Genomic DNA, 23107 nt, shown 5'->3' with positions numbered 1-23107 from the left:
GCGATGCTGGCGCTTTATCTCAGGGATGTGAAGATTGCCATGCGTGCCGGCGGCAGTGCGCTGACCGGCCTTGTTTTCTACCTGGCCGTGGTCGCGGTGATCCCCTTCGGCGTTGGTCCGGATCTGGCGCTTCTTGCACGCATCGGCCCGGCGATTGTCTGGATCGGGGCGCTGCTTTCGACGCTGATCGGGCTGGAACGGCTGTTCAAGGGCGATTTCGAGGACGGCTCACTTGACCTTCTGTTGATGTCCGATCGTCCGCTTGTCACCGTTATTCTCGCCAAATGCATGGCGCATTGGAGCGTGAATGTTCTGCCGCTGGTGGTGCTGTCGCCGCTGATGGGGCTGATGCTGAATATGGCGCCACTGGCGATCGGTGCCGCCGCACTGACACTGCTCATCGGCTCACCGGCGCTGACGTTCATCGGTGCTGCCGGCGCGGCGATTGCGGTATCGCTGCCGCGCGGCGGGTTGCTGGTCCCGGTTCTGGTTTTACCGCTGTCGATCCCGGTGCTGATTTTCGGCGTGGGCGCGACCTATGCGGCGGTGACCGCCCCCCAGCCCTTTCTGCCGCCCTTCCTTATTCTTGTCGCCATCACGATGATTTTAGCGGTGGTCGGCACGGCAGCTGCCGCTCTGGCCTTGCGCCAGGGGGGCGAATGAGCCAAACCGGAGGAGAATATAGTCAGAGTGGAAACAGGATGAGCGAGACCAGCGCACGCACAGGCGGTTTGACCGCTCTTGCCAATCCGACGCGCTTTCTTCAGTTGAGCGGCCGGGTCGTACCGGTTCTGGCTGGTCTCAGCCTGTTGTGCTTTGCCGCCGGCCTCTATCTCAGCTTCGCGAGCGAGGGGGACTATCAGCAGGGCAATACGGTGCGCATCATGTATGTGCATGTGCCGTCGGCCTGGCTGGCGATGTTCTGCTATATGCTCATGGCGGTGGCGGCGCTTGGCACGCTGGTCTGGCGTCATCCGCTGGCCGATGTCGCCCACAAGGCGGCGGCGCCCATCGGTGCAGCCTTCACCTTTCTGGCTCTCCTGACCGGTTCGCTCTGGGGTAAGCCGATGTGGGGGACCTGGTGGGTCTGGGATGCGCGGCTGACCTCGTTTTTCGTGCTCTTTTTGATGTATCTCGGCATTATCGCACTGCATCGCGCGGTGGATGATCCGGGGCGCGCCGCACGTCTGGCGGCGATCCTCATTCTGGTCGGAGTCATCAATATCCCGATCATCAAGTTCTCGGTCGACTGGTGGAATACGCTGCATCAGCCGGAAAGCATCTTTCGCAAGGGCGGACCGGCCATTGATATCGAATTCCTGCGTCCGCTCTTCGTCATGACTGCCGCCTTCACGCTTTCCTTCATCGCCATGCATCTCGTCGCCATGCGCAACGAGATTTTGAGGCGGCGCGTGACGGCAATGCGCAGGCTCGCCGCGCGACGGGCAGAGGGGTAGAGCCATGGATCACTTTTTTTTCGTTTTCAGCGCCTATGGAGCCAGTCTTTCGGTGATGCTAGCCCTAATTGCATGGCTGTTTTTCGACGGACGGGCCCGGCGGCGGGAGTTGGCGGCTCTGGAAGAAAAAGGCCTGCGGCGGCGTTCGGTGAAGGCAATCCATGAGTGATGATCTGCAGCCGCCGCCGTCGCAATCGAAACGCCGGATCGTGCTTGCGGCCATTCCGCTGGTCGTCTTTGCGGGTCTTGCGGTCGCCTTTGCCACTCAGATCCTGTCGTCCGGGGATCCGTCCGAAATCCCCTCGGTGCTGATCGGCAAGCCAGCGCCTGCCATGGATCTGCCAGCGCTTCAGGGCAGTGAACGCCCGGCACTGACCTCGGCCGAGATTTCCGGTAAGCTCACCATCGTCAATGTCTTTGCGTCCTGGTGCGTGCCATGCCGGCAGGAGCATCCCTTCATCATGGCCCTGTCGAAAGATCCCGACATCAATGTTGTCGGTATCAACTACAAGGACAATCCGGACAATGCGCTGCGATTTCTTGGCGAGATGGGCAATCCCTATGCCGCGATCGGGGTCGATAAAAATGGCGCGGAGGCAATCGACTGGGGTGTTTACGGGATTCCCGAAAGCTTTATCGTCAGCCCGGATGGCACGATCATCTTCAAGAAGATCGGCCCGATCGACATCCAGTCTTACAATGATGAGATCCTGCCCGTCATCAACCGGACTATCGGCCCGGCATCACGGCTGATGAACTGAAGGGCTCAGCCTTCGTTTTCAGGTTCAGGCTTTTTCTCACCGACAAGCGGTTCGAGCGAATGGCGCATGATCAGCGGCATTTGCGACAGGGTGAAGATGATGGTCAGCGGCATCGTCGCCCAGACCTTGAAGGCCACCCAGGTGTCGGCGGAGAAGTTGCGCCAGACCACTTCGTTCAGAATGGCGAGAAAGACGAAGAACAGGCCCCAGCGCAGCGTCAGCTTGCGCCAGCCTTCCTCGTCCAGCTTGAAGGCGCTGTCGAAGACATAACCCAGCAGTGACTTGCCGAAGAACAGCCCGCCAAGCAGCACCAGCGCAAACAGGCTGTTGACGATGGTGGGCTTCATCTTGATGAATGTTTCATCCTGAAGCCAGATCGACAGCGCGCCGAAAACCAGAACCACCGCCCCTGAGACCAGTGGCATGATCGGCAGATGCCCGAGCAGGACGCGCGAGACGATCAGCGAGATGACGGTCGCGATCATGAACAGCGCGGTCGCGATCAGAAGCGGCGATCCAATGGCGGTGAGGGCGGGAAAGAGATGGGCGAGCCAGGCGCCGCGTAGATTGGCGAAGAAGAACACCATCAGCGGCCCGAGCTCGAGAACCAGTTTGAGGACCGGATCTTCCTTGCGCTTTACGGTCTTTGTCTGCTCGTTCTCGGCTGTCATCGCTTTAAAAAAATCCTTTTTATCGTCTGTGCCCTCCGCGCTATGCGGTACTGGCCATTCGATCATGCCCGGCCGTTTTATTTCCGGCGATGCCGGTGAAGCACGATATAGTGTCTGTCATCAATCGGAAAAGTGGCAGATTTTCGAATGTGACTATAAGCACTGATTATCTTTTTGCCTTTTCGCACTATTCCGGCGTTTCTGTCCCGGCAATGGCGGCGGCAAATTCCTCTGCCTCGAAGGGTTCAAGATCGTCAATGCCCTCGCCGACGCCGATGAAATAGACCGGCAATTTGTGCTTGGCGGCGATGGCGACCAGAATACCGCCCCGCGCCGTGCCATCAAGCTTGGTCATGATCAGGCCGGAGACACCGGCGACATTGCGAAAGATCTCGACCTGGTTCATGGCGTTTTGCCCGGTGGTGGCATCCAGCGTCTGCAGCACGGTATGCGGTGCGTCGGGATCAAGCTTGGCCAGAACGCGGACGATCTTTTCAAGCTCGGCCATCAGTTCGGCTTTGTTTTGAAGCCGTCCGGCGGTGTCGATGATCAGGACATCGGAGCCATTGGCCTGAGCCTGTTCGAAAGCGTCATAGGCAAGGCCTGCCGCGTCGGCGCCAAGCTTTGTGCCGACAAATTCAGCGCCGGTGCGGTCAGCCCAGATCTTCAGCTGTTCGACGGCCGCGGCGCGGAACGTATCGCCAGCGCCGAGCGTCACCTTCAGCCCGGACCGGGTCAGCTTCGCTGCCAGCTTGCCGATTGTTGTGGTCTTGCCTGTACCGTTGACACCGACGACCAGAATGACATGTGGCTTATGCTTGAGGTCGAGTGCCAGGGGCCTTGCGACCGGCTTCAACACTTTGATGATCTCGCCGGACATGATGCGGGCGACATCGTTACCGCTGACATCCTTGCCGTAACGCTCCGAAGACAGGGTGTCCGTGATGCGCATCGCCGTTTCGACGCCAAGATCGGCCTGGATCAACAGATCTTCCAGTTCTTCAAGCGTTGCCTCATCCAGCTTGCGCTTGGTGAAAAGCGACGCGATCTGACCGGCCAGTTGATGAGATGTCCGCGAAAGCCCGGCGCGCAGGCGCTCAAACCAGGAAAGCCGGACGGTCGGGACCGTTTCGGGTTCTTCCGGTACGGCCTGTTCTTCGAAGGAGAAGCCCTCTGCGACCGGATGCGGCGCGGGCGTATCAGCACGGTCGTCTTCTACCACGGGCGCTTCGGCCTGAACATCTTCCGGCACGATCTCGCCTGGGACATCGGTATCGGGGATGGCTGGATCGAGATGAGGCGCTTGCACTTCTTGTGATGCAGGCTCGGGCATGGTTTCGGCGCTATCGGCGTCCGGGGCTTGCGGCATCTCGCCCATTGCCTGCGAAGCCGGGGCAAAAATATCGTCCTCCAGCGCCGGCAGTGCCTGTTTTGCGGCATCATCCTCTAGCAGGTCGCGCTCAAACGCGCTTGCGGCGTCATGTTGGGCCTTGCGCTTGGTCTCCGCAGCGGTTTCCACACCGGATGTCTCGCTATCGGGATCCTCAGGCTTGTTGTCCTTGCCGAAGGTGAAGACGTTTTTGAGGAAGCCGAGAGCCATCGATATCCTTCCATGCAACCGAACAGGTTTCGATTGACCTTACCTTTAGAGCGTTTCCGTATTTCTCCGAAATGCGAAAGCGCTCCATCTCTATGTTTTTTCGCGTTTCCGGACGGAAAACCGGTATCCGCTTTTCCTGGAAGCGCTTTGGCGGTCGGGCACCCGATGCGGTCGGAAATTCCTGTTTTCTGGAATTATTATAGCGTATCGGATGAATTGGAAACGGTCGTTTTCACCTTTTTAGCGACGGATCAGCGATCAAATTCGGCGACAAGCATGCCATCGCGTTTCGATGAGATGAAGGCCGGGACCAATTGTCCATACGCGATCGGTGGCAGCTTCACCGGGGTGAAATTCTCGGTATGGCCGATCGCACCGCGCTCTGTCAGCAAAAGCTGATGCGTTCCGACCATGGATGCCAGATGGGCTTCGGCAAGCTCGGTTCCGGTTTCGCGCAGGCGGCGCGCCCGCTCCTTGACCAGTGCCCTGTCAAGCTGTGGCATACGGGCGGCGGGTGTGCCGGGGCGGGGCGAAAAGGGGAATACGTGCAGTTGGGCAAGGCCCGCTTCCTGCGCCAGGGCCATCGTATTTTCGAAATGGGCTTCCGTCTCGGTCGGGAAACCGGCGATGAAATCGGCGCTGAAGGCCATGCCCGGGCGCAGTGATCGGGCTTTTTCGATAAAGACCAGTGCATCTTCGCGGGCGTGGCGGCGTTTCATCCGCTTGAGGATCAGATTGTCGCCATGCTGCAAGGAGAGATGCAGATGCGGCATGAAGCGCGGTTCATCGGCGATAAGATCCAGAAGATGGCGATCCACCTCGATACTATCGATGGAAGAAAGCCGCAGTCTGGCGATTTCGGGCACCTGCTTCAAAAGGGTCTTCGCCAGAAAGCCGAGCGTCGGTGTTCCCGGCAGATCGGCGCCATAGGAGGTGGCGTCAACGCCGGTCAGCACCACTTCGCGATAGCCGTTCGTCACGAGGCTTCGGGCCTGATCAATCACGGCGCCCATCGGCACGGAGCGTGAATTGCCGCGGCCAAAGGGGATAATGCAGAATGTGCAGCGATGGTCGCAACCATTTTGCACCTGCAGGAAGGCGCGTACATGGCCGTCGATCGACTGGACCATCTGTGGCGCTGTTTCCGTGACGCTCATAATATCGTTGACGATCAGTTTTTCGTCGGCGGCAACGCCGAAATCCGGCAATGTCCTGTAGGCGTCGGATCGCAACTTGTCGTCATTGCCGAGCACGGCATCGACTTCCGGCATTTCGGCAAAGTTTTTGCTTTCCGTCTGGGCGGCACAGCCGGTCACGATGATGCGGGCTTCAGGGTTTTCGCGGCGCGCGCGACGGATGGCCTGACGCGCCTGGCGCACGGCCTCTCCCGTCACCGCACAGGTATTGACGAGGATGGCATCCTCAAGACCGGCATCTTCTGCCGCCTTGCGCATGACCTCGCTTTCATAGGTGTTGAGCCTGCAGCCGAATGTCAGGGTTGTGATCGTCATCAAAGCACTTCATGGCATTGCGGGGCCCGCAACGGCCGTCAGATCTTCTCCATGGGGCAGTCTGCTTCAGCAGGCACCCTGTTCAGCGCCTATATGGCAAAGCCCGTGCGGAAAGAAAAGGGTGTGCCGTGCAGGCTTTGTGGTCAACAGCAGATATGGACAAGGCCGAACAGGATGAAGGGCAGGCTGGCGGCAATGGCGGGAAAGCTGATCTGGCCGAGCGGCAGCGCCAGCAGGTTCAAAAACGTGGTCAGGCAGAAGAGGCAACGGTAGCGGCTGAAATGCATGATGCAGACCAGATTCAGTGCCTGAAGCATGAGAAAGGAACCGAGAAGGACTGCAAGTGGCAGCAGGACCGGCACCAGCATATGTTCCGGCCGTTCAAGCAGATCTGCCTCTGAGGTCAGCCCGTCCAGAAGTTGCCTGTTATAGTGTTCCAGAATGGATGTTTGCGGATAGCGGCTCAGCGGAACGATATAGAATGTATAAATCGCTGGCAGCAGAAGGTTGATCGCCAGAAAGGCTTTGAGCGCCGGATGCACTGCCTCAAAGCGGTGGCTCGTGCGGATCAGCCAGTTTACCCGGCGTCCAGTCTGCGTCTTCGGTTCGGAGTGGACCGGGCCGAGGTGGAAGATACTTGTCAGCCTTGGAGCGTGCATGCGTTCAGCTCATCGATAGAGGATAGCGGTTATGAGCGTGAGCAGAAACTGCCCCTGAGACTGATGCGTGCCCGGGGCGAGACGGCCATCAAGGGCGAAAGGCGCATGCTGGAGGATTTCTGGCAGGGCCGGGACAAACCCGATCATCGCCACCGGCAATGCGAGAAAATTCAGGACAAACAAAGCCAGGAAGGCAAGTCTGTGCTTGCCGAAATGGCAAGCGGCATAAAGGTTGAGACATTGGATGCCGATAAAGGCCGCAAGCCTGATCAGATCTGCGGTTTCGGACATGCTTCCGGGAAGCTGGCGCATTTCTGCCCGCATGGCGGCGAGCATGAAGTTAAGCTCGCTCAGTGGCGCGTCTATGATGAAAGCGTAGAGAACGGGCGCTGCGATATTGATCAGGCACAGCGCGTTGACCTCAGTTCTGGAAATATGGCTGAAAAGGTGCCGCGAACTGCCAAGTGTGGCGCGCCGTCCCGCTCCGGGCCATGCCATTGTTCTGCTTTGGTCATCAGTTTGTCTGCTCATGCCCAAGCAATAGCAGAGGAATTCAATATTTCAATTTATAAGGGTATTATAATCTAATAGTGGCAAAACTGCGCGAAACGCGGCCAGAAACGATCAGTTTCGCTGCCACAGGCCGGTGGCAGGATCAACTGTTCCCGACCATTCATGTTCGGCCGGTCCCGTCATGATCACATGATCGTCTGCCTCGCGCCAGTCGATCTCGAGATCGCCGGCCGGCAGATAAACCGTGACCTTGCGGCCGGTGCGGCCGGTTCTGGCGGCCAAAACGGCGGCTGAACAGGCGGCCGAGCCGCAGGCAAGTGTCAGTCCGGCGCCACGCTCGAAGGTCTTCAGCGCCAGCGATGAGGGCGAGGTGACCTGGGCGAGCGAAATATTGGCGCGTTCGGGAAACAGCGGATGGTGCTCGTAGCGCGGTCCGAAATCTGCAATCGGATAGTTGTTGACGTCGCGTCCAACCCAGAAAACCGCATGCGGATTGCCCATGGATGCGGCAGAGAAATGCCTGAGCGCCGGATCGGCCTCATGTGGTTCGGGCAGGGTGATGTCGCTTGTATCGGCCGGGCGACCGGCAAGCGGGATCTTTTCCCAGTCAAAGATCGGTGGTCCCATATCAACCGAGATCAGGCCATTTTCCAGCAGATTGGCTTCAAGCGCGCCTGCGATGGTGCGAAAATCAAAATGTCGGCGGCCGCTCTGGCCGTTGAGATAATGAACGACGCAGCGCGTACCGTTGCCGCAGGCCTGGGCCATGGAGCCGTCAGAGTTGAGAATGTCGATCCAGCCATCAGGCGCATCGGGCCGCGGATCATAAATCGCCATGATCTGGTCGAAGGTCGTTTCCGGGTCGGCATTGAGGCGGATGGCCGCTTCGGGCGTGACCTTGTCGGAGCGACCGCGCATGTCGATGACCAGGATCTTGTTGCCAAGTCCGTTCATGCGTTGAAGTGGTGCGCCTGCGATTTCACTTGTCATGATCACGTCCATCTTTTTTGCCTATATGGCGTAAAAATACGAGCATTACCAGAGTGTCGGGCATTGTTGCGGCGGTGTTGCAGCAAAACGACGCCGGTAAAAAAGCGTTACGGACCACTTTGCCGTCCGGTCATTTCGTGCTTAATGGACGTATGCGTCGTTTTGACTGAACGCATGCTGCTGCCCCATGGCCCGCCCACAGGCTCTCCGCATCGAAAAACGTTCTTCGTGACAAACGGTTTCCGTTTCGCTCATTCCATGCGTTTTGACCTCTGGCCTGCCCAGATCGAAAGAATTATTCCATGACTGCCCTTGTCGCCCGTCGTCCCGCGCCCAGTCCCCGTCTGGCTGGGTTGTCGCGTATTCGTGTTTCCTGCCGGGGCGAAAAGGCCAGCACCAAATGAAGGCGTCCGGTATATTCTATGCTTTCGGCGCAGTGACGATTTTTTCGATCCAGGATGCCATCAGCCGTCATCTCGGCCCGCTCTATTCGCCCTTCTTCATTTCGATGATTCGCTATTGGGCCTTCGGCCTTTTTGCGTTTTACATTGCCTCGCGCTCCAAGATCGGCATTTTCGGTGCGATCCGGACCGAGCATCTCGGCTTGCAAATCTGGCGCAGCCTGCTTCTGGTGGCGCAGATCCTGATTTCGATATTGTCCTTCGCCTATGTCGGGCTTGCCAAGAGCCAGGCGGTCTTTGCAGCTGCTCCGCTCGTGGTGGCGCTGCTGTCGGTACCGCTTCTGGGGGAAAAGGTTGGCTGGCGCCGCTGGCTTGCCATTGCCGTCGGGCTTTGCGGCGTGCTCTTGATCATCAATCCGCTGGGCGCGGACTTTACCTCGACAACACTGATTGCGGTTGTCTGCTGCATTACCTTTTCGCTCTATTCGATCTATACCCGCATGGCCGGGCGTTATGACAGCGCCGAGGTCAGCTTCTTCTACACCGGGCTTGTCGGTCTGATTGTCACCAGTATCATCGGGCCTTTCTTCTGGGAAAGTGTCCGGCCGGTCGACTGGTTCTGGCTGATCGCACTCTGCTTCACGGGTATTTCCAGTCACTATCTGATGATCAAGGCCCTGGCGCTGACCGAGGCGGTGACGGTGCAGACCGTGACCTATCTGCAGCTTGTTTATGCCTCGATCTATGGCGTGCTGATCTTCTCGGAAAAGCTGACCGTGCATATGATGGCCGGATCGGTGATCGTCGTGATCGCCGGTGGCTTCACGATCTGGCGCGAGCACCAGGTCAAGAAAAGGGAACGTCTGGCGGCTTTATGACAGCGGCCGGATGCCCGGGCTGAGGGAGGTCAGTCATGGGTGTGAAGAAACCACTGGCGGCACTGGATGCGGCACAGATCGAAGACAGGCTGCGCGCCATGGCAGACCCGGCGATCATTGCCGGTATGGCGCGGGTCGGCATTGCAACAGATGATGCTATTGGCATTTCCAATCCGGATCTGCGGGCGCTGGTCAAGGCGGTTGGTCGCGATCATGTGCGTGCCTTCACGCTTTGGCAAAGCCCGCTCAGGGAGGCGCGTCTTCTGGCGCTGATGACGCTTGAGCCGGAAAAGCTCACGCCGGAGGAAGCGTTCATGCTTGCCGGTGACTTCGCCTCATGGGAAATCGTGGACGAGGCTGCCGATCGCTTCGTTGCCGCCGGCCTGTTTCCGCAACTGGTCGCGCCGCTTGCTAGAGACGGTCGCGAATTCGTCCGCCGAGCCGCCTTTGCCATGATTGCCAGCGCCGCTGTCCATCTGAAGGAAACGGCAGACACGGTGTTTATGGCGCAGTTGCCTCTGATTGTCGCTTATGCCGGGGATGGGCGGAATTTTGTCAAAAAGGCCGTAAACTGGGCACTTCGCAATATCGGCAAGCGGAACACGGCCTGTTACAGGGAGGCACTGGCGGTGGCTGAGGCGCTTTCTGCTAATGCGGATCCAACGGCACGCTGGATTGGCCGCGATGCGGTAAGGTTTCTCACATCGGATAAGCTGATCGCGCGGCTGAAGCCGTAGCCGTCATCTGAGCGGCGGCACGTCAAAGCTTTGACCTGGCAGAAGCGGGCGGAAGCGCCCGGTCTCGATGCCTTCCTCAATCAGCGCCTCTTCCAGAGCCTTGAGCGGAGCATCAATCGCCTCATCGGTCAGCTGGAAGGTGCCGAAATGGTGGCCGACGGCATAGGCGGCATTGGCAAGCTTCATGCCTTTGACGGCTTCCTGCGGGTTTTGATGCGCGCTTTCCATGAAGAAGCGTGGTTCATAGGCGCCGATCGGCAGGTTGGCGAGGCGGAAGCCACCATATTTTGCCGCTGCCGCACGATAATTCCGGCCCGAGAAGAAAGCGGTATCGCCGATATGGTAGATCGCGCCGGCGGGCGTCTCAATGACAAAGGCGGCCCAGAGCGCCATGCGCCGGTCGCGGATGCCGCGCGCCGACCAGTGATGGCAGGGCTCTGCCGTGACTTTCAGTCCGCCGGACAGCATGGCGTGGTCATCCCAGTCGAGAATGGAGATCTCGGCATCGGGGATCTTCGGGTGAATGATCCTGTCATTGCCGAGCGGGGTGACGAATTGCGGCCGGTGCCGGAATTGAAGGCGCTTCAGTGAGGTAATATCGAGATGATCATAATGATTATGCGTCACCAATACGGCATCAATGGGCGGCAGATCATCAAAACGCACGCCCGGTTCGGCAACCCGGCGGGGACCGGCAAAGGTGAAGGGGCTGGCCCGTTCGGCAAAGACGGGATCGGTCAGGATATTGACGCCGGCAACCTGGATCAGCATGCTGGCATGGCCGATCATGGTGACCTTCATCTCATCCCTGCCGACCCTTTGGCTCGGCAAAGAAGGCGAAAACGGGCTGTCGAAACGGGCGGGCCAGCGTGCACGCTTTGACTGGAACCGCCATTTCAGGATGTCGCGGAAACCGGGCAGGGCGCTGCCGCCGGGATTGAAGAACAGCTGCCCGTCGAAATGATCGCTTTTGGGGCCGCGATAGTAGCGGTTGGCGCTTTTTTTGGTTCCTGAAAAAATCATGTTTTTGTCTGACGCTCTTTCGTCATCGGCTGCAAGGCTCGAATGCCGGAAAACTGACTGCGGTTTCACTGACGGACAGGGAATGGAAAAGACTGTTAATAAAGCATGAACGGCCTATGGTGAAATACTACTTTTAAAAGAATGGCGGCATTCATGCCACCACTGGATGCCGGACTTGACTTTTCCCGGTCTTTCCTGTTTAACGCCGCCAGTCAAGCTGGCATTGAAGACGTTCAGCAGCCGACCGGGGCCCGTAAAGGTATAAAGAGAGCCCGGAGGTCAACATCCGACAGCGCGTTGCGCCCTCGGGTGCAATTTTGCTTTGCGTCTTGCATTTGCTGGCGAGGATGCCAACGTTTCGTCTGACATTTAAGCCGAAACGACAAGGGAAGACAGGTATGTTTGAAAACCTCCAGGACCGCCTTGGTTCCGTCCTCAAGGGACTGACTGGACGCGGCTCGCTTTCGGAAGCCGATGTTGCGGCCGCGCTGCGTGAAGTACGCCGCGCGCTGCTGGAAGCTGACGTTGCGCTGGAGGTCGTGCGCGCCTTCACCGATCGCGTGCGCGAAAAGGCTATTGGCGCGGATGTGCTGAAGTCGATCAAGCCCGGCCAGATGGTCGTCAAGATCGTCCATGACGAGCTTGTCGACATGCTGGGCGCCGAGGGCGTCACCATCGATCTGAACGCCCCGGCACCCGTTGTCATTATGATGGTCGGTCTGCAGGGTTCGGGTAAAACCACCACCACGGGCAAGATTGCCAGCCGTCTGACCAGGCGCGATCGCAAGAAAGTGCTGATGGCTTCGCTCGATACGCGCCGCCCGGCCGCCCAGGAACAGCTCAAGCAGCTCGGTACCCAGACCGGCATCGATACGCTGCCGGTCATCGCCGGGCAGGATCCTGTGGCCATTGCCAAGCGCGCCGTGCAGGCCGCAAAGCTTGGCGGCCATGATGTCGTGATCCTCGACACCGCTGGCCGTACCCATATCGACGAGCCGCTGATGGTCGAGATGGCCGACATCCGCAAGCAGTCGAACCCGCATGAAATCCTGCTGGTGGCCGACAGCCTGACCGGTCAGGACGCCGTCAATCTGGCCCGCAACTTTGATGAGCGCGTCGGCATTACCGGTCTGGTTCTGACCCGTATGGATGGCGATGGACGCGGCGGTGCTGCGCTTTCCATGCGCGCCGTCACCGGCAAGCCGATCAAGCTGATCGGTACCGGCGAAAAGATGGATGCGCTGGAGGAATTTCATCCCAAGCGCATTGCTGACCGCATTCTCGGCATGGGTGACATTGTCAGCCTGGTCGAGAGGGCGGCCGAGACGATCGACGCCGAAAAGGCGCAGGCCATGGCCCAGAAGATGGCCAAGGGCAAGTTCGATATGAACGATCTCGCCGAGCAGCTGAAGCAGATGCAGAAGATGGGCGGCATGGGCGGTATTATGGGGCTGATGCCCGGTATGTCCGGCATGAAGGACAAGATGAGCGCTGCCGGTCTTGATGATTCGGTGTTCAAGCGACAGCTGGCGATCATCTCGTCGATGACCAGGCAGGAGCGCACCAATCCGGATGTGCTGAAGCATTCGCGCAAGCAGCGCATTGCCGCCGGCTCCGGCACCACGGCGGCCGATATCAACAAGCTTTTGAAGATGCACCGTCAGATGGCCGATATGATGAAGGCCATGGGTGGCAAGGGCAAGGGCGCCGGCGCCATGCAGAAGATGATGGGTGCTCTGGGCGGCAAGATGGGGCTTGGCGGCATGGGTGGCGGCATGCCGGATCTGTCCAAGCTTGATGCGCGCCAGCTCGCCGAACTGCAGAAGCAGGCCGAAGGCTCCGGCCTTGGCGGTGGCATGGCCGGGCTTCCCGGTGGTGGCCTGCCGGGCGGTCTTCCGGGGCTTGGCGGGCCGAAACTGCCCGGTCTTGGCGGCATGCCGGGCCTCGGCAAGGGGAAAAAGAAATGATTGATCCCAAGGTCAAGGAACAGCTCACCCAATACCGCCAGTCGATCGATAATCTCGACGCTGCACTGGTGCATGTCCTGGCAGAACGGTTCCGCTGCACCAAGGCAGTCGGGCATCTAAAGGCAATGCATGATCTCCCGCCGGCCGATCCGGCCCGCGAGGAAACACAGATTGCAAGGCTCAGGGCGCTGGCTAAGAGTGCCGACCTTGATCCGGATTTCGCCGAAACCTTCCTGAATTTCATCATCAAGGAAGTGATCCGGCACCATGAGCAGATTGCTGCCGAACACGGTGGCTGAACTGAAACCGGCGGAAGGCTCAAACCGGTTCTTTCGCCCTGAAATGCAACGAACATAAGAACAGAACCGCCCACGAAGCGGTGAAATGCCTTGAAGGAGAATTACAATGGCACTGAAAATTCGTCTCGCCCGCGGCGGCTCCAAGAAGCGTCCTTACTACCACATCGTCGTTGCCGACGAGCGCGCACCGCGTGACGGCCGCTTCCTCGAAAAGCTCGGCCACTGGAACCCGATGCTGCCGAAGGATTCGGCTGAGCGTGTTGTCTTTGATGCCGAGCGCGCCAAGTACTGGCTGTCGACCGGCGCCCAGCCGACCGATCGCGTTCTGCGTTTCCTGGCCGAGGCTGGCCTGGCCGAGCGTGCCGAGCGTTCGAACCCGAACAAGGCAAAGCCGGGCAAGAAGGCCATCGAGCGCGAAGCCGAAAAGAAGCAGAAGGCTGAAGAAGCTGCTGCCGCTGCCGCTGAGGCCGCTGCTGAAGCTTCCGAGTAAGTCTTACGACCGGCATGCCGGTGTTGACTTGAGCTTTCGACGGATCGCGCGCTTGCCGTGCGGTCCGTTTCGTTTTGATGAGAGGCCGTAGAATGCGGCGAAAAACATTTACTCCGCTTCTCTGGCGTTCTAGAAGCGGGCAGATGAAAAGCGAGGCGGGCAGGGATAATGACGAAGCTTAAAGACCCCGTTCTTTTGGCGACAATCGGAGCAGCTCAAGGGCTGCGCGGCGATGTTCGCGTGCGATGCTTTACCGGCAACCCGCTTTCCGTTGGCGATTACGGCAATCTCCATGCTGAAGATGGCCGGGTTTTCGAAGTGCTCGAAATTCGGCCCGGCAAGAATAATATGGTCGTGATCCGCTTTCGCGGCGTGAATGATCGCAACGCGGCCGAGGCGCTGCGTGGACTGTCGCTCTATCTGGAGCGCGACAATCTGCCGGATGATGAGCTGGATGACGAGGAATATTTCTACGCCGATCTCGAAGGGCTGGAGGTTTTCGATGCCGGTGGCAACAGCTATGGTTCGGTCAGCGCGATTTTTGATTTCGGCGCTGGCGATCTGCTGGAACTGAAGGGCCCTGGCCGGCGTCCGGTGTTGATCCCCTTCAATGAGCGTGCGGTGCTGGAGGTTGATTTCGAAGCAAAGCGGATCCTTGTCGACCCGACAGCTGCAGGCCTGATCGATCATAATGATAATGATGGCGATGGTTTTTCCGGCGGCAACGGCGCCTGAGCAATGACCTTTAGGGCCACTATTCTCACGCTTTACCCGGAAATGTTTCCCGGCCATCTCGGCATGTCGCTGGCCGGCCGGGCGCTTGAGCGCGGGCAATGGTCGCTTGATGCCGTCAATATTCGCGATTTTGCCACCGACAGGCATCGAAGCGTCGACGATACGCCATCAGGCGGCGGAGCCGGCATGGTGTTGCGCGCCGATATTCTGGGGTCTGCCATTGATGCGGTTTCAGGTGATGACGGCAGACCGCGCCTGCTGATGAGCCCGCGTGGCCAGCCATTGACCCAGGCGCGTGTGCGTGCGTTGGCCGAAGGGCCCGGCGCCGTGATCGTCTGCGGCCGGTTCGAGGGGGTGGACCAGCGGGTGATCGATGGGCGCGGTCTCGAAGAGGTCTCGATCGGCGACTATGTTCTGTCTGGCGGCGAGCCCGCGGCACTGACACTGCTTGATGCCGTGGTGCGTGTTCTGCCGGGCGTGATGGGCAATTTCGAATCCGGCACCCATGAAAGCTTTGAAAACGGGTTGCTGGAACATCCCCATTATACGAGGCCCGCCGAATGGGAAGGGCGGATGATCCCGGATGTGCTGACCTCGGGCAACCATGCGGCCATTGATAAATGGCGGCATGAAGAGGCGCTGAAGCTGACGGTGGCGCGGCGACCGGATCTTCTGCAAAAGGAACGCGACGATGACTGAAACCCTGCGCCTTGAACCTTTCTCCAGGGCGCATTTTCCAGTGCTTTGCAGCTGGTTTGAAGAGGCCAGAGCCCTTGCCCAATGGGGTGGGACGCGGCTTTCCTTCCCTCTGGATGATCGGCAATTGGATGCGATGCTGGCTCTTTGCGACGGTGAAGCCCCAAGCTGGGCGCTATTCTCCGCAATGCTGGGCGAGATTGTGGTTGGTCACGGCCAGATTTTCTTCGATCGCAATGACGGTGTTGCTAGGCTTTGCCGGATTGCGCTTGCGCCTGAGCAGCGCGGAAAAGGGCTTTCGCGGTCGATGCTTGTTGCTCTTTTGAATATGGCCTTCGGCGATCAGGCGATCATGCGGGTCGAGCTCAATGTCTATGACTTCAACAGCGCGGCGATCCATGCCTATCAGGCGACCGGCTTTCAGCTGGAAGGTATACGCCGGTCATCGGCCCGTTTCGGGGATGAGCGCTGGAATACTGGTGTGATGGCTATTCTCAGGCAGGATTGGGAAATCGGAAATCTCTGATCGGCGCGTGCGGTTCTGGCGAGATGCGCCATTGTAAGCTGGTTCAATATAGGGTACCCTCCTATCCTATGACACATACTCAGCATAACAAGGCAAAGCTTCTTGCCCGCGTCCGGCGGCTTAAAGGGCAGATCGAGGCGGTCGAGCGGCATCTTGAGGGCGGAGCGCCCTGCGTCGACATTCTCAATCTCGTCGCTTCGGTGCGCGGGGCGGCAAACGGGCTGACGCTGGAACTGATCGAGGATCATATGCGCGAGCATGTGATTGCCCCCATGTCGCCCGGTAATGAGCAAAGTGCTGCCGGAGCCGATGAACTCATGGATGTCATAAGGCGTTACTTGAAATGAGCCACGACCACGAACACCCTCATGACCATGACCATGACCATGACCATGACCATGACCATGACCATGACCATGACCATGATCACGCACATCATCATGGGCCAGTGCTGACCGCGCATCACGATCATGTCTTTCTCGGCGAAAACCATGACCGAAACGCGAAACGCACCTGGGTGGTGATAGCGATCACCGCGACGATGATGGTGGTCGAGATTGTCTGCGGCGCGCTGTTCGGCTCGATGGCGCTGACGGCCGATGGCTGGCACATGTCCACCCATGCCGCAGCGATGCTGATTGCCGCGCTGGCTTATCTTTACGCGCGACGCAATGCGAAGAACCCGCGTTTTACTTTTGGTACAGGCAAGATCGGCGACCTGGCCGCTTTCGGCAGCGCCATTGTTCTGGCTCTGGTCGCGCTTCTGATCGGCTGGGAGAGCCTGGTGCGGTTGAAAAACCCGGTCGAGATCAATTTCGGCGATGCCATTCTGGTGGCGGTGATCGGCCTTGTCGTCAATCTCGTCTGCGCCGTGCTACTGCATGAAAGTCACGATCATGGCCACAGCCACGGTCACGCCCACGGGCATCACCATGGCGAGCATGATCACAATTTGCGGGCCGCCTATCTTCATGTGCTGGCCGATGCGCTGACTTCGGTGCTGGCGATTGTCGCCTTGTCCTTCGGCCGGATCTGGGGCTGGGCCTTTCTTGATCCCCTTATGGGCATTGTCGGCGCGGTGGTGATCGCGCGCTGGTCCTGGACGTTGATCCGCGATACGGGTGCGATTCTTGTCGATTTCAACCACGAAGACAGCGGGCTTGCCCCGGCAATCCGTGCCACGATCGAGAAAGAGGGCGACCGGGTGCAGGATCTCCATGTCTGGTATCTGGGCCCCGGCCATCAGGCGGCGGCCGTGTCGCTTGTCTCCGCTCACCCGAAGTCACCTGCCTATTACCGCGAAAAACTGGCTAGCCTGAACGGTCTTGCGCACCTGACGGTGGAAATTGAGCCCGCTTGAGGGTGAAAAGGCGGCATCCATGCACGCAAGGGGGTGACAGCGACGCTGAATTGCGTTATGGACCCGCGCTGACCGGAGATGCCGGTCGCCTGAATGAAGAACCGCGTATTCGCTCCCGTCACGGAAAGCGTGGCACATCCGGCGGCATTGACCAAAGGATTTTCGCTGGGCGCTCTGGCTGTTGAAGCAAGAAATGAAAAGGTTGAACCGATGAACATCATCGAACAGCTCGAAGCTGAAGAAAGCGCCCGCATCCAGGAGCAGCGCAAGATCCCGGAATTTTCCGCTGGTGACACCGTTCGCGTCAATGTCCGCGTGACGGAAGGTAACCGCACCCGCGTACAGGCTTATGAAGGCGTCTGCATCGCCCGTTCGGGTGGCGGCCTGAACGAAAGCTTCACCGTTCGCAAGATCTCCTATGGCGAAGGTGTTGAGCGTGTATTCCCTGTTTATTCGCCCCAGGTTGAAAGCGTAGAAGTTGTTCGCCGCGGTAAGGTCCGTCGCGCCAAGCTCTACTACCTGCGTGGCCGTCGCGGCAAGTCTGCCCGTATCGCCGAAGACAGCAGCGTTCGCGCCCGTCGCCTCAACGACGAAGCCCGTGACATCGCAGCTGCCGAGCGCGAAGCCGCCAAGGCTGCCAAGGAAGCCGCCAAGGCTGAAAACGCAGAATAAGATCTGCGAGACTGCCAATTTGCTTATGAAAGGCGCTTCTTTGGAAGCGCCTTTTGTCGTATGAGCCAAAGGGTGCCTTGCCCTGCCATGGCTGGTGCCATTTCAGGGGCAGAACGAAAAACAATCCTGGAGGGGCTCATGATCTCCCGCCGCGCCTTTTTTACCGGCGCTCTTGCTCTCATTTCACTTGGTGCCGTTGTCGGTCCGGTCAATGCTGACGAATTGCCGGATCTGAAAGGCCGCACGATCACGGTCGTGACAGAAAACACCTATCCGCCGCTGCAATTCATCGACCCGAAGACGGGCAAGGCGATCGGCTGGGAATATGACGCGGTCGCCGAAATCGCCAAACGCCTCAACCTCAATGTCGAGATCGAAAATGCCAGCTGGGACACGATGATCCAGGCCGTGCATGACGGGCAGTACGACATGGCGATGAACGGTATTACAATCCGCGAAGATCGTGCAGAAATGGTCGATTTCTCTGTGCCCTATATGCATTCGGAAATGCTGATGCTGGTGCGTTCCGACGAGGACCGTTTTGACAATGCAGCGAGCTTTGCCGAATTGTCCGACGGCCTGATTGGCACCCAGGCCGGCACCACACCGTTCTATACGGCCGTCTATGATGTTCTGGATGGCGATGAGGCCAATCCGCGTATCAAGCTCTACGAGACCATCGGCGCGGCCGTTCAGGCGCTCAGGATCGGTGATGTCGATCTGGTGCTGACCGACAGCACGGCAGCGCATGGCTATGTCGACGCCTCTTCCGGCGCGTTGAAGCTGACGGGTGATCCGCTCGGGGCTGAAGATTTCGGCTTTATCTTCCCGATCGGCTCCGATCTTGAAGAGCCGGTCAATCAGGCGATTGCAGCGATGAAGGCGGATGGCACGCTGGATGCGCTGAACCAGAAATGGTTTGTTGATTACAAGATGGGGCAGTAATGCCCGGATCTGCCGGTGAAGACCGCCCCTGGTGGCTCTATGCCTTTGTGCTGCTGATGCTGGCAGGTGGCGTGCTGATTGCCGTAAACGGGCTCTACCGTGAGGTTTTCGGCATCGTTTCCAAGGGCATCGGCATCACCGTTTTCGTCACGCTGACCGGCTTCGCGCTGGCAACGGCTCTGGGGCTTGGCATTGCGCTTCTGGGCCTTTCCGGCAGTCTTGTTGCCCGGCAGGTCTCGCGCTTTTATGTCGAGATCATCCGCGGCATTCCGATCCTGGTGCTGCTGTTTTACGTCGCCTTTGTCGGTGCACCGGCGATCATCGCGCTGGTCAACACGCTCTGCACGCCGCTGATCGATGCCGGGGCCATGACGAAATTCGTGATCCGCGATTTTTCGCTGATGTGGCGCGCCATTCTGGCGCTGATGATCGGCTATGCTGCCTTCATCGCTGAAATCTTCCGGGCCGGATTCCAGTCGGTTGAGATCGGCCAGATCGAAGCCGCCAAGGCGCTGGGCCTCAGCCGGTTTCACCGTTTCCGCTTCATCATCTTTCCACAGGCGATCCGCACCATATTGCCGCCTCTGTCGAATGACTTCGTCTCGATGGTGAAGGATTCGTCGCTGGTTTCGGTACTGGGCGTGGCCGATATCACCCAGATGGGCAAGGTTTACGCCGCCTCGTCGTTTCGCTTTTTCGAGACCTATTCGATCGTCACCTATGTCTATCTGCTGCTGACCATCGGCCTGTCGCTCATTCTGCGCCGCCTGGAGGCGCGGATGCGCGCCCAGAGGCGCTGACGGGTATCACTCAGCCGATCCATCTGGCCGGTAGCCATCCGTTAATGTGTTAAGGAAGGCCTCGATATCCTTGATCTCCTGTTCGTCAAGGGCGGGCGTGTCTCCTGGCTTGCGGTCGAAAGGTGCGTCGATCACATCGATATTGCCGCGATATTGCGCTGGAAGGTCGTCATATTTGTCGACCGTGCCATCGGCGTTTTTCGGATAGAATTTCGCCGGGTCGGTGTCGCGCTCGACATAGAAATGCAGCACATCCTCAAGGGTGTGATAGCGGCCATTGTGAAAGAAGGCGTGGCGGGTGGCGACATTGCGCAGCGTCGGCGTTTTGAAGAGGCCACAATTTTCCGGCTGCCTGGCATAGGCATCATCACGCATCGGCCCGCATATGCCGAGATCATGCCAGTCCGGATCGGCATTGGCCGGGATTTCCGGATTGCGCGGTACGCCGAGCGCTTCATATTCATAATCGGTGAACATCGGCGGACGGCCGTCGCGCGAGGGCGTGTCGATATGGCAGGAGGCGCAATTGCCCTTGGCCGGATCGTCAAACAGCTTCAGGCCACGTGTCTCTGCCGCCGAAAGCGCCGCCTCGCCACGCAGATAGAAATCATATTTGCTGTCGAAGGTATGAAAGCTCGGTGCTTCGCTCTGGTAGCGGGCAAGCGCGAAGGCGGCTTCTGCAATGGTCATGCTTTCGTCAGACAGAACATTCTTGCCAAAAAGCGCCGCGATCCGCTCGCCATAATGCGCGCTGATGCGCTGATAGAGCGCATGATCGCTGTCATTGGCCATTTCAAAAGGGGTGCGCAATACCGCATGCGCCTGTTCCTCCAGCGTATCGACGCGCCCGTCACGGAACAGCCCGCCTTCCGGTACCAGCGCTGCTGCCGCCTGAGCGATATTGGCGGCCTTGGGCTGCCTGGCACCGGCTGAGGAAAGGGGGGCACTGGCAGAGGATGCCTGTCCGCCAGCGGCAACCGCCATCGGAGCGGCCTCATTGACCTCTTCAGCGGCGCTAAGCGGCCCGATGGAGAAGGGATGGGTCTCGAATGCATAGGTCAGGGTCGGCACGGTGCGGTAGCCAGGCTGGTCAAGTTGGGGGCCGCCCAACTGAACGGCGCGGTCATTGGCAGGGGCGTAGTGGTTCTTCGGGTCATGACAGGTCGCGCAGGACATGGCGCCGGAGCCTGACAGGCCCGTGTCGAAAAACATGTCCTCGCCCAGACGGGCCACGGCGGAAAGCTTCTGGTCGGCATCAGCCGGTCTCGGGTCGGAAGAGGGCAGGTCACTGTCGGCAAGAGCGGCCACGGCACCCGCAAGCGCAAGGCTTGCGAGTGCGATGGCGGGCAGGACCTGCACCCGCTTGAACAGGTGCAGCATATTTGCCTCTTTCAGGGTTACATCGCCTGGCCGGTCTTGGTGTCTAGCTTCAGCGCTGCCGTATCGCCCTTGGTCCAGTCGAACATGGTGTCGAGCGAGCCAGCAATGGCATCGAAGGAGCCCTGGCCGAGGCGCTGACCGCCCATCCAGTTATCCTCGATGAAGCGCATGACCGAGGTTTGGTCGGTCAGCGTGTGATCGACGAAATTGACCTTGGCATAGGGCGAGACCACGAGAAGCGGCTGGCGCGTGCCGTAGCCGCAACGGCCCTGAACCGGCTGACCGGAGACGCCCGGAAGCGGGGTGCCGGTGCCGCAGCTGTCGCCGGTCAGAACATCGTAGCCGGCGACCGGAATGTCGGACGGGTTCACCAGAGCCTGCGCATGATCATACCAGCCATCGGAATCGTCATACATGATGACGATGGCGGTATCCTTCCAGAACGGGCTGTCTTCGATCGTGTTGACGGCGTTGGTCACGAATTCCTGCTCGTCAAGCGGATCGGAATAGCCGGCATGGCCATCCTGATAGCCCGGCGCCTTGAGAAAGCTGACTGTCGGCATGTTGCCGGCTTTGAGCGCATCGTAGAAATCGTGAATGTCATACTGGTGGTTGGCGCCACCATCGTTGCTGGTACCGACAACCTCAGGTGAGGCCGGGCGGATATGTTTGGGATTGGCGGTGGAGGGGTAATACTGGAATGGCTGGTGATGCGGGATGTAATCAACTTCGGCTGACTTGGTGACATCCGACATGGTGGTGCGGGCGCAGCCGGTCGTGCCATTGGTATTGGTCAGCGTCAGGTCGAAGCCGCCCTCGAAAAAGCCCCAGCTGATGCCGCGGTCATTCATCATGTCGCCGATATTGCGGCCGGTCATCAAGGCGGTGGGATATTTCGGATTGGAGCAGACATCGTCGGTCGGATCGAGGTCGGAGATCATCGTCCAGTTGCCGTTGCCGTCAGGAACGACGCGGCCGCCATCATAGGTACCGTCCTTTTCCAGCTGGTAGCCGGGCGGCAGTGCCATGCCGTTGGTCTGGCCGGAAATCAGGTTGATGGCACCGGGGGTCGAGGGGCCGAACTGGGTGGAGAAGGCATTGTCGCTCATGGCGAAATGCTGGGCGTAGTTCCACAGTGCCGTGACGGTGTTGCCGTCATAATAGCCCATGACCTGGCCCTTGGTGCCAAAGGAACCAGCGCCGCCCTTGCTGCCGCGACCGGTATATTTCGGGAACAGGTCCATCTTGCCGTTGTTGTAGGCGGCCTGTTCTGCCGTGTAGCCGTGGTTCTGGTCGGCACTGGCCGCCTGGGTGCGGTCAAGACGGAAGGGCGCCGCAGCGTCTTCGCCATTATCCGTATTGGTCTTGTTGGGGTTATTGTCGAGTAGGCCTGCATGGGCAAGCGTGTTGATATCGCTCGGCGTGTCGGCGGCGGCGGTGAAGGCCGGTTCGCCCTCCGGATTGGCGGCCTTCGGATAGGTCGCGAAATAGTGGTCGAAGGAGACGTTTTCCTGGAAGATCACCACCAGATGCTTGATCGGCGTTGCCGTGTTGCGATTGGCAGTGTCGGCGGCATGGACGCTGAGCGGACAGGCGATGGCGAGCGCGCTGCAGGCAGCAAGGGCTGCGCGGCGAGAAACGAAAGACATGAGGATTTCCTTGCTTCTGGTTGGAACAGATCGCCCGGCGCATGACAGTTCCATAATGCCGCTTGCCAATTGCTGCACACCGCAGCGACGGCAACTGGCCCGGAACCTCGCCCTTCCGTCGGACGATGCGGAAGCTAGGACCGGTTGATGACAGTTGCGTGTGACTAATAAGGCAGACTTTGCCACAATTTGCTGCATCATACAGGTTTTTACGACTTCGGATTGCATGAATGCAATCAATGGTAGATTTCAAAAGATGACATTTCTAATCTGAGTTAAATTTCATCAGGTTTTTCGATTATCGAGCGCGATCAATTGCTTATTGTCAGATCACAGCGCTGGTTTTGGCTTCGATCAAATTCCCCGACGGCGATCGTTGATTATGGC

The 23107-nt window shown here is 59.0% G+C and carries 26 protein-coding genes; 18 read left to right on the top strand and 8 right to left on the bottom strand.

What is annotated here, in order from left to right:
- The first annotated feature begins 3 nt into the window (after positions 1-3).
- The 4 genes from ccmB to FJU08_RS09910 are packed head-to-tail and all read left to right on the top strand — an operon-like array spanning position 4 to position 2218.
- Positions 4-663, top strand: coding sequence for a heme exporter protein CcmB (gene ccmB, locus FJU08_RS09925; RefSeq protein WP_141148840.1), 660 nt, complete (start codon positions 4-6; stop codon positions 661-663).
- Between the two features lie 38 nt (positions 664-701).
- A complete protein-coding gene (locus FJU08_RS09920) occupies positions 702-1457 on the top strand; it encodes a heme ABC transporter permease (RefSeq protein ID WP_141148839.1) in 756 nt (251 codons plus the stop codon).
- A gap of 4 nt (positions 1458-1461) precedes the next feature.
- Positions 1462-1626, top strand: a complete 165-nt coding sequence (gene ccmD / locus FJU08_RS09915) for a heme exporter protein CcmD (protein WP_141148838.1) — start codon at positions 1462-1464, stop codon at positions 1624-1626.
- Positions 1619-2218: a DsbE family thiol:disulfide interchange protein gene (locus tag FJU08_RS09910; RefSeq protein ID WP_141148837.1), complete on the top strand. Its 600-nt coding sequence runs from the start codon at positions 1619-1621 to the stop codon at positions 2216-2218. The genes ccmD and FJU08_RS09910 overlap by 8 nt, the downstream gene beginning before the upstream one ends.
- A gap of 5 nt (positions 2219-2223) precedes the next feature.
- Here FJU08_RS09910 and FJU08_RS09905 read toward each other — a convergent pair whose 3' ends face one another.
- The 4 genes from FJU08_RS09905 to FJU08_RS09890 all read right to left on the bottom strand — a co-directional run bounded on the left by FJU08_RS09905 (position 2224) and on the right by FJU08_RS09890 (position 6659).
- Positions 2224-2889: a septation protein A gene (locus FJU08_RS09905; RefSeq protein ID WP_141148836.1), complete on the bottom strand. Its 666-nt coding sequence runs from the start codon at positions 2887-2889 to the stop codon at positions 2224-2226.
- Positions 2890-3076: 187 nt separating this feature from the next.
- Positions 3077-4489: a signal recognition particle-docking protein FtsY gene (gene ftsY, locus FJU08_RS09900; protein WP_141148835.1), complete on the bottom strand. Its 1413-nt coding sequence runs from the start codon at positions 4487-4489 to the stop codon at positions 3077-3079.
- A gap of 251 nt (positions 4490-4740) precedes the next feature.
- The gene (mtaB, locus tag FJU08_RS09895; RefSeq protein ID WP_141148834.1) at positions 4741-6000 is read right to left on the bottom strand and encodes a tRNA (N(6)-L-threonylcarbamoyladenosine(37)-C(2))-methylthiotransferase MtaB; all 1260 of its coding nucleotides are present in this window, start codon (positions 5998-6000) and stop codon (positions 4741-4743) included.
- Between the two features lie 143 nt (positions 6001-6143).
- The gene (locus tag FJU08_RS09890; RefSeq protein WP_141148833.1) at positions 6144-6659 is read right to left on the bottom strand and encodes a hypothetical protein; all 516 of its coding nucleotides are present in this window, start codon (positions 6657-6659) and stop codon (positions 6144-6146) included.
- 105 nt (positions 6660-6764) lie between these two features.
- Here FJU08_RS09890 and FJU08_RS09885 point away from each other — a divergent pair, with 105 nt between their 5' ends.
- Positions 6765-7247 carry a hypothetical protein gene (locus FJU08_RS09885; RefSeq protein ID WP_141148832.1) on the top strand — a complete coding sequence of 161 codons (483 nt, stop codon included), beginning with the start codon at positions 6765-6767 and terminating at the stop codon, positions 7245-7247.
- Positions 7248-7283: 36 nt separating this feature from the next.
- On the opposite strand, the gene dapF is transcribed toward FJU08_RS09885, so the two are convergent.
- The gene (dapF, locus tag FJU08_RS09880; protein ID WP_141148831.1) at positions 7284-8162 is read right to left on the bottom strand and encodes a diaminopimelate epimerase; all 879 of its coding nucleotides are present in this window, start codon (positions 8160-8162) and stop codon (positions 7284-7286) included.
- Positions 8163-8562: 400 nt separating this feature from the next.
- On the opposite strand from dapF, the gene FJU08_RS09875 reads away from it, so the two are divergent.
- Together FJU08_RS09875 and FJU08_RS09870 are read left to right on the top strand one after the other, a co-directional pair.
- Positions 8563-9441 carry a DMT family transporter gene (locus tag FJU08_RS09875; protein WP_141148830.1) on the top strand — a complete coding sequence of 293 codons (879 nt, stop codon included), beginning with the start codon at positions 8563-8565 and terminating at the stop codon, positions 9439-9441.
- Positions 9442-9476: 35 nt separating this feature from the next.
- Positions 9477-10178, top strand: coding sequence for a DNA alkylation repair protein (locus FJU08_RS09870; RefSeq protein WP_141148829.1), 702 nt, complete (start codon positions 9477-9479; stop codon positions 10176-10178).
- Positions 10179-10181: 3 nt separating this feature from the next.
- Here FJU08_RS09870 and FJU08_RS09865 read toward each other — a convergent pair whose 3' ends face one another.
- Positions 10182-11201 (bottom strand): MBL fold metallo-hydrolase, encoded by a 1020-nt coding sequence (locus tag FJU08_RS09865; protein WP_141148828.1) that lies wholly within the window; start codon positions 11199-11201, stop codon positions 10182-10184.
- A gap of 398 nt (positions 11202-11599) precedes the next feature.
- Between FJU08_RS09865 and ffh the strand changes: the two genes are divergently transcribed.
- From ffh to FJU08_RS09810, 11 genes are all read left to right on the top strand, one after another.
- Positions 11600-13168 (top strand): signal recognition particle protein, encoded by a 1569-nt coding sequence (ffh, locus tag FJU08_RS09860; RefSeq protein ID WP_141148827.1) that lies wholly within the window; start codon positions 11600-11602, stop codon positions 13166-13168.
- The gene (locus FJU08_RS09855; RefSeq protein WP_141148826.1) at positions 13165-13467 is read left to right on the top strand and encodes a chorismate mutase; all 303 of its coding nucleotides are present in this window, start codon (positions 13165-13167) and stop codon (positions 13465-13467) included. Before ffh ends, FJU08_RS09855 begins: the two co-directional genes overlap by 4 nt.
- A gap of 106 nt (positions 13468-13573) precedes the next feature.
- Positions 13574-13957 (top strand): 30S ribosomal protein S16, encoded by a 384-nt coding sequence (gene rpsP, locus FJU08_RS09850; RefSeq protein ID WP_141148825.1) that lies wholly within the window; start codon positions 13574-13576, stop codon positions 13955-13957.
- Between the two features lie 168 nt (positions 13958-14125).
- Positions 14126-14692, top strand: a complete 567-nt coding sequence (rimM, locus tag FJU08_RS09845) for a ribosome maturation factor RimM (RefSeq protein WP_141148824.1) — start codon at positions 14126-14128, stop codon at positions 14690-14692.
- 3 nt (positions 14693-14695) lie between these two features.
- Positions 14696-15391, top strand: coding sequence for a tRNA (guanosine(37)-N1)-methyltransferase TrmD (trmD, locus tag FJU08_RS09840; RefSeq protein ID WP_141148823.1), 696 nt, complete (start codon positions 14696-14698; stop codon positions 15389-15391).
- A complete protein-coding gene (locus FJU08_RS09835) occupies positions 15384-15914 on the top strand; it encodes a GNAT family N-acetyltransferase (protein ID WP_141148822.1) in 531 nt (176 codons plus the stop codon). Before trmD ends, FJU08_RS09835 begins: the two co-directional genes overlap by 8 nt.
- 68 nt (positions 15915-15982) lie before the next feature.
- The gene (locus FJU08_RS09830) at positions 15983-16261 is read left to right on the top strand and encodes a metal/formaldehyde-sensitive transcriptional repressor (RefSeq protein WP_141148821.1); all 279 of its coding nucleotides are present in this window, start codon (positions 15983-15985) and stop codon (positions 16259-16261) included.
- Entirely contained in the window at positions 16258-17274 is a 1017-nt protein-coding gene (gene dmeF / locus FJU08_RS09825; protein WP_141148820.1) for a CDF family Co(II)/Ni(II) efflux transporter DmeF, read from the top strand. The genes FJU08_RS09830 and dmeF overlap by 4 nt, the downstream gene beginning before the upstream one ends.
- Before the next feature lie 210 nt (positions 17275-17484).
- Positions 17485-17946, top strand: coding sequence for a 50S ribosomal protein L19 (gene rplS, locus FJU08_RS09820; RefSeq protein ID WP_141149032.1), 462 nt, complete (start codon positions 17485-17487; stop codon positions 17944-17946).
- 138 nt (positions 17947-18084) lie between these two features.
- Complete coding sequence (locus tag FJU08_RS09815; protein ID WP_141148819.1) at positions 18085-18891, top strand: transporter substrate-binding domain-containing protein; 807 nt, start codon at positions 18085-18087, stop codon at positions 18889-18891.
- Entirely contained in the window at positions 18891-19691 is an 801-nt protein-coding gene (locus FJU08_RS09810) for an amino acid ABC transporter permease (protein WP_141148818.1), read from the top strand. Before FJU08_RS09815 ends, FJU08_RS09810 begins: the two co-directional genes overlap by 1 nt.
- Positions 19692-19697: 6 nt before the next feature.
- Here FJU08_RS09810 and FJU08_RS09805 read toward each other — a convergent pair whose 3' ends face one another.
- The gene (locus tag FJU08_RS09805; RefSeq protein WP_141148817.1) at positions 19698-21071 is read right to left on the bottom strand and encodes a cytochrome-c peroxidase; all 1374 of its coding nucleotides are present in this window, start codon (positions 21069-21071) and stop codon (positions 19698-19700) included.
- A gap of 17 nt (positions 21072-21088) precedes the next feature.
- A complete protein-coding gene (locus FJU08_RS09800) occupies positions 21089-22720 on the bottom strand; it encodes a phospholipase C (RefSeq protein ID WP_141148816.1) in 1632 nt (543 codons plus the stop codon).
- Positions 22721-23107 lie beyond the last annotated feature (387 nt).

The organism is Martelella alba (genome assembly GCF_006516955.1).
Taxonomy (GTDB): domain Bacteria; phylum Pseudomonadota; class Alphaproteobacteria; order Rhizobiales; family Rhizobiaceae; genus Martelella; species Martelella alba.
The sequence above is the reverse complement of the archived record's forward strand: the minus strand, read 5'-3'. Positions and strand labels throughout refer to the sequence as shown.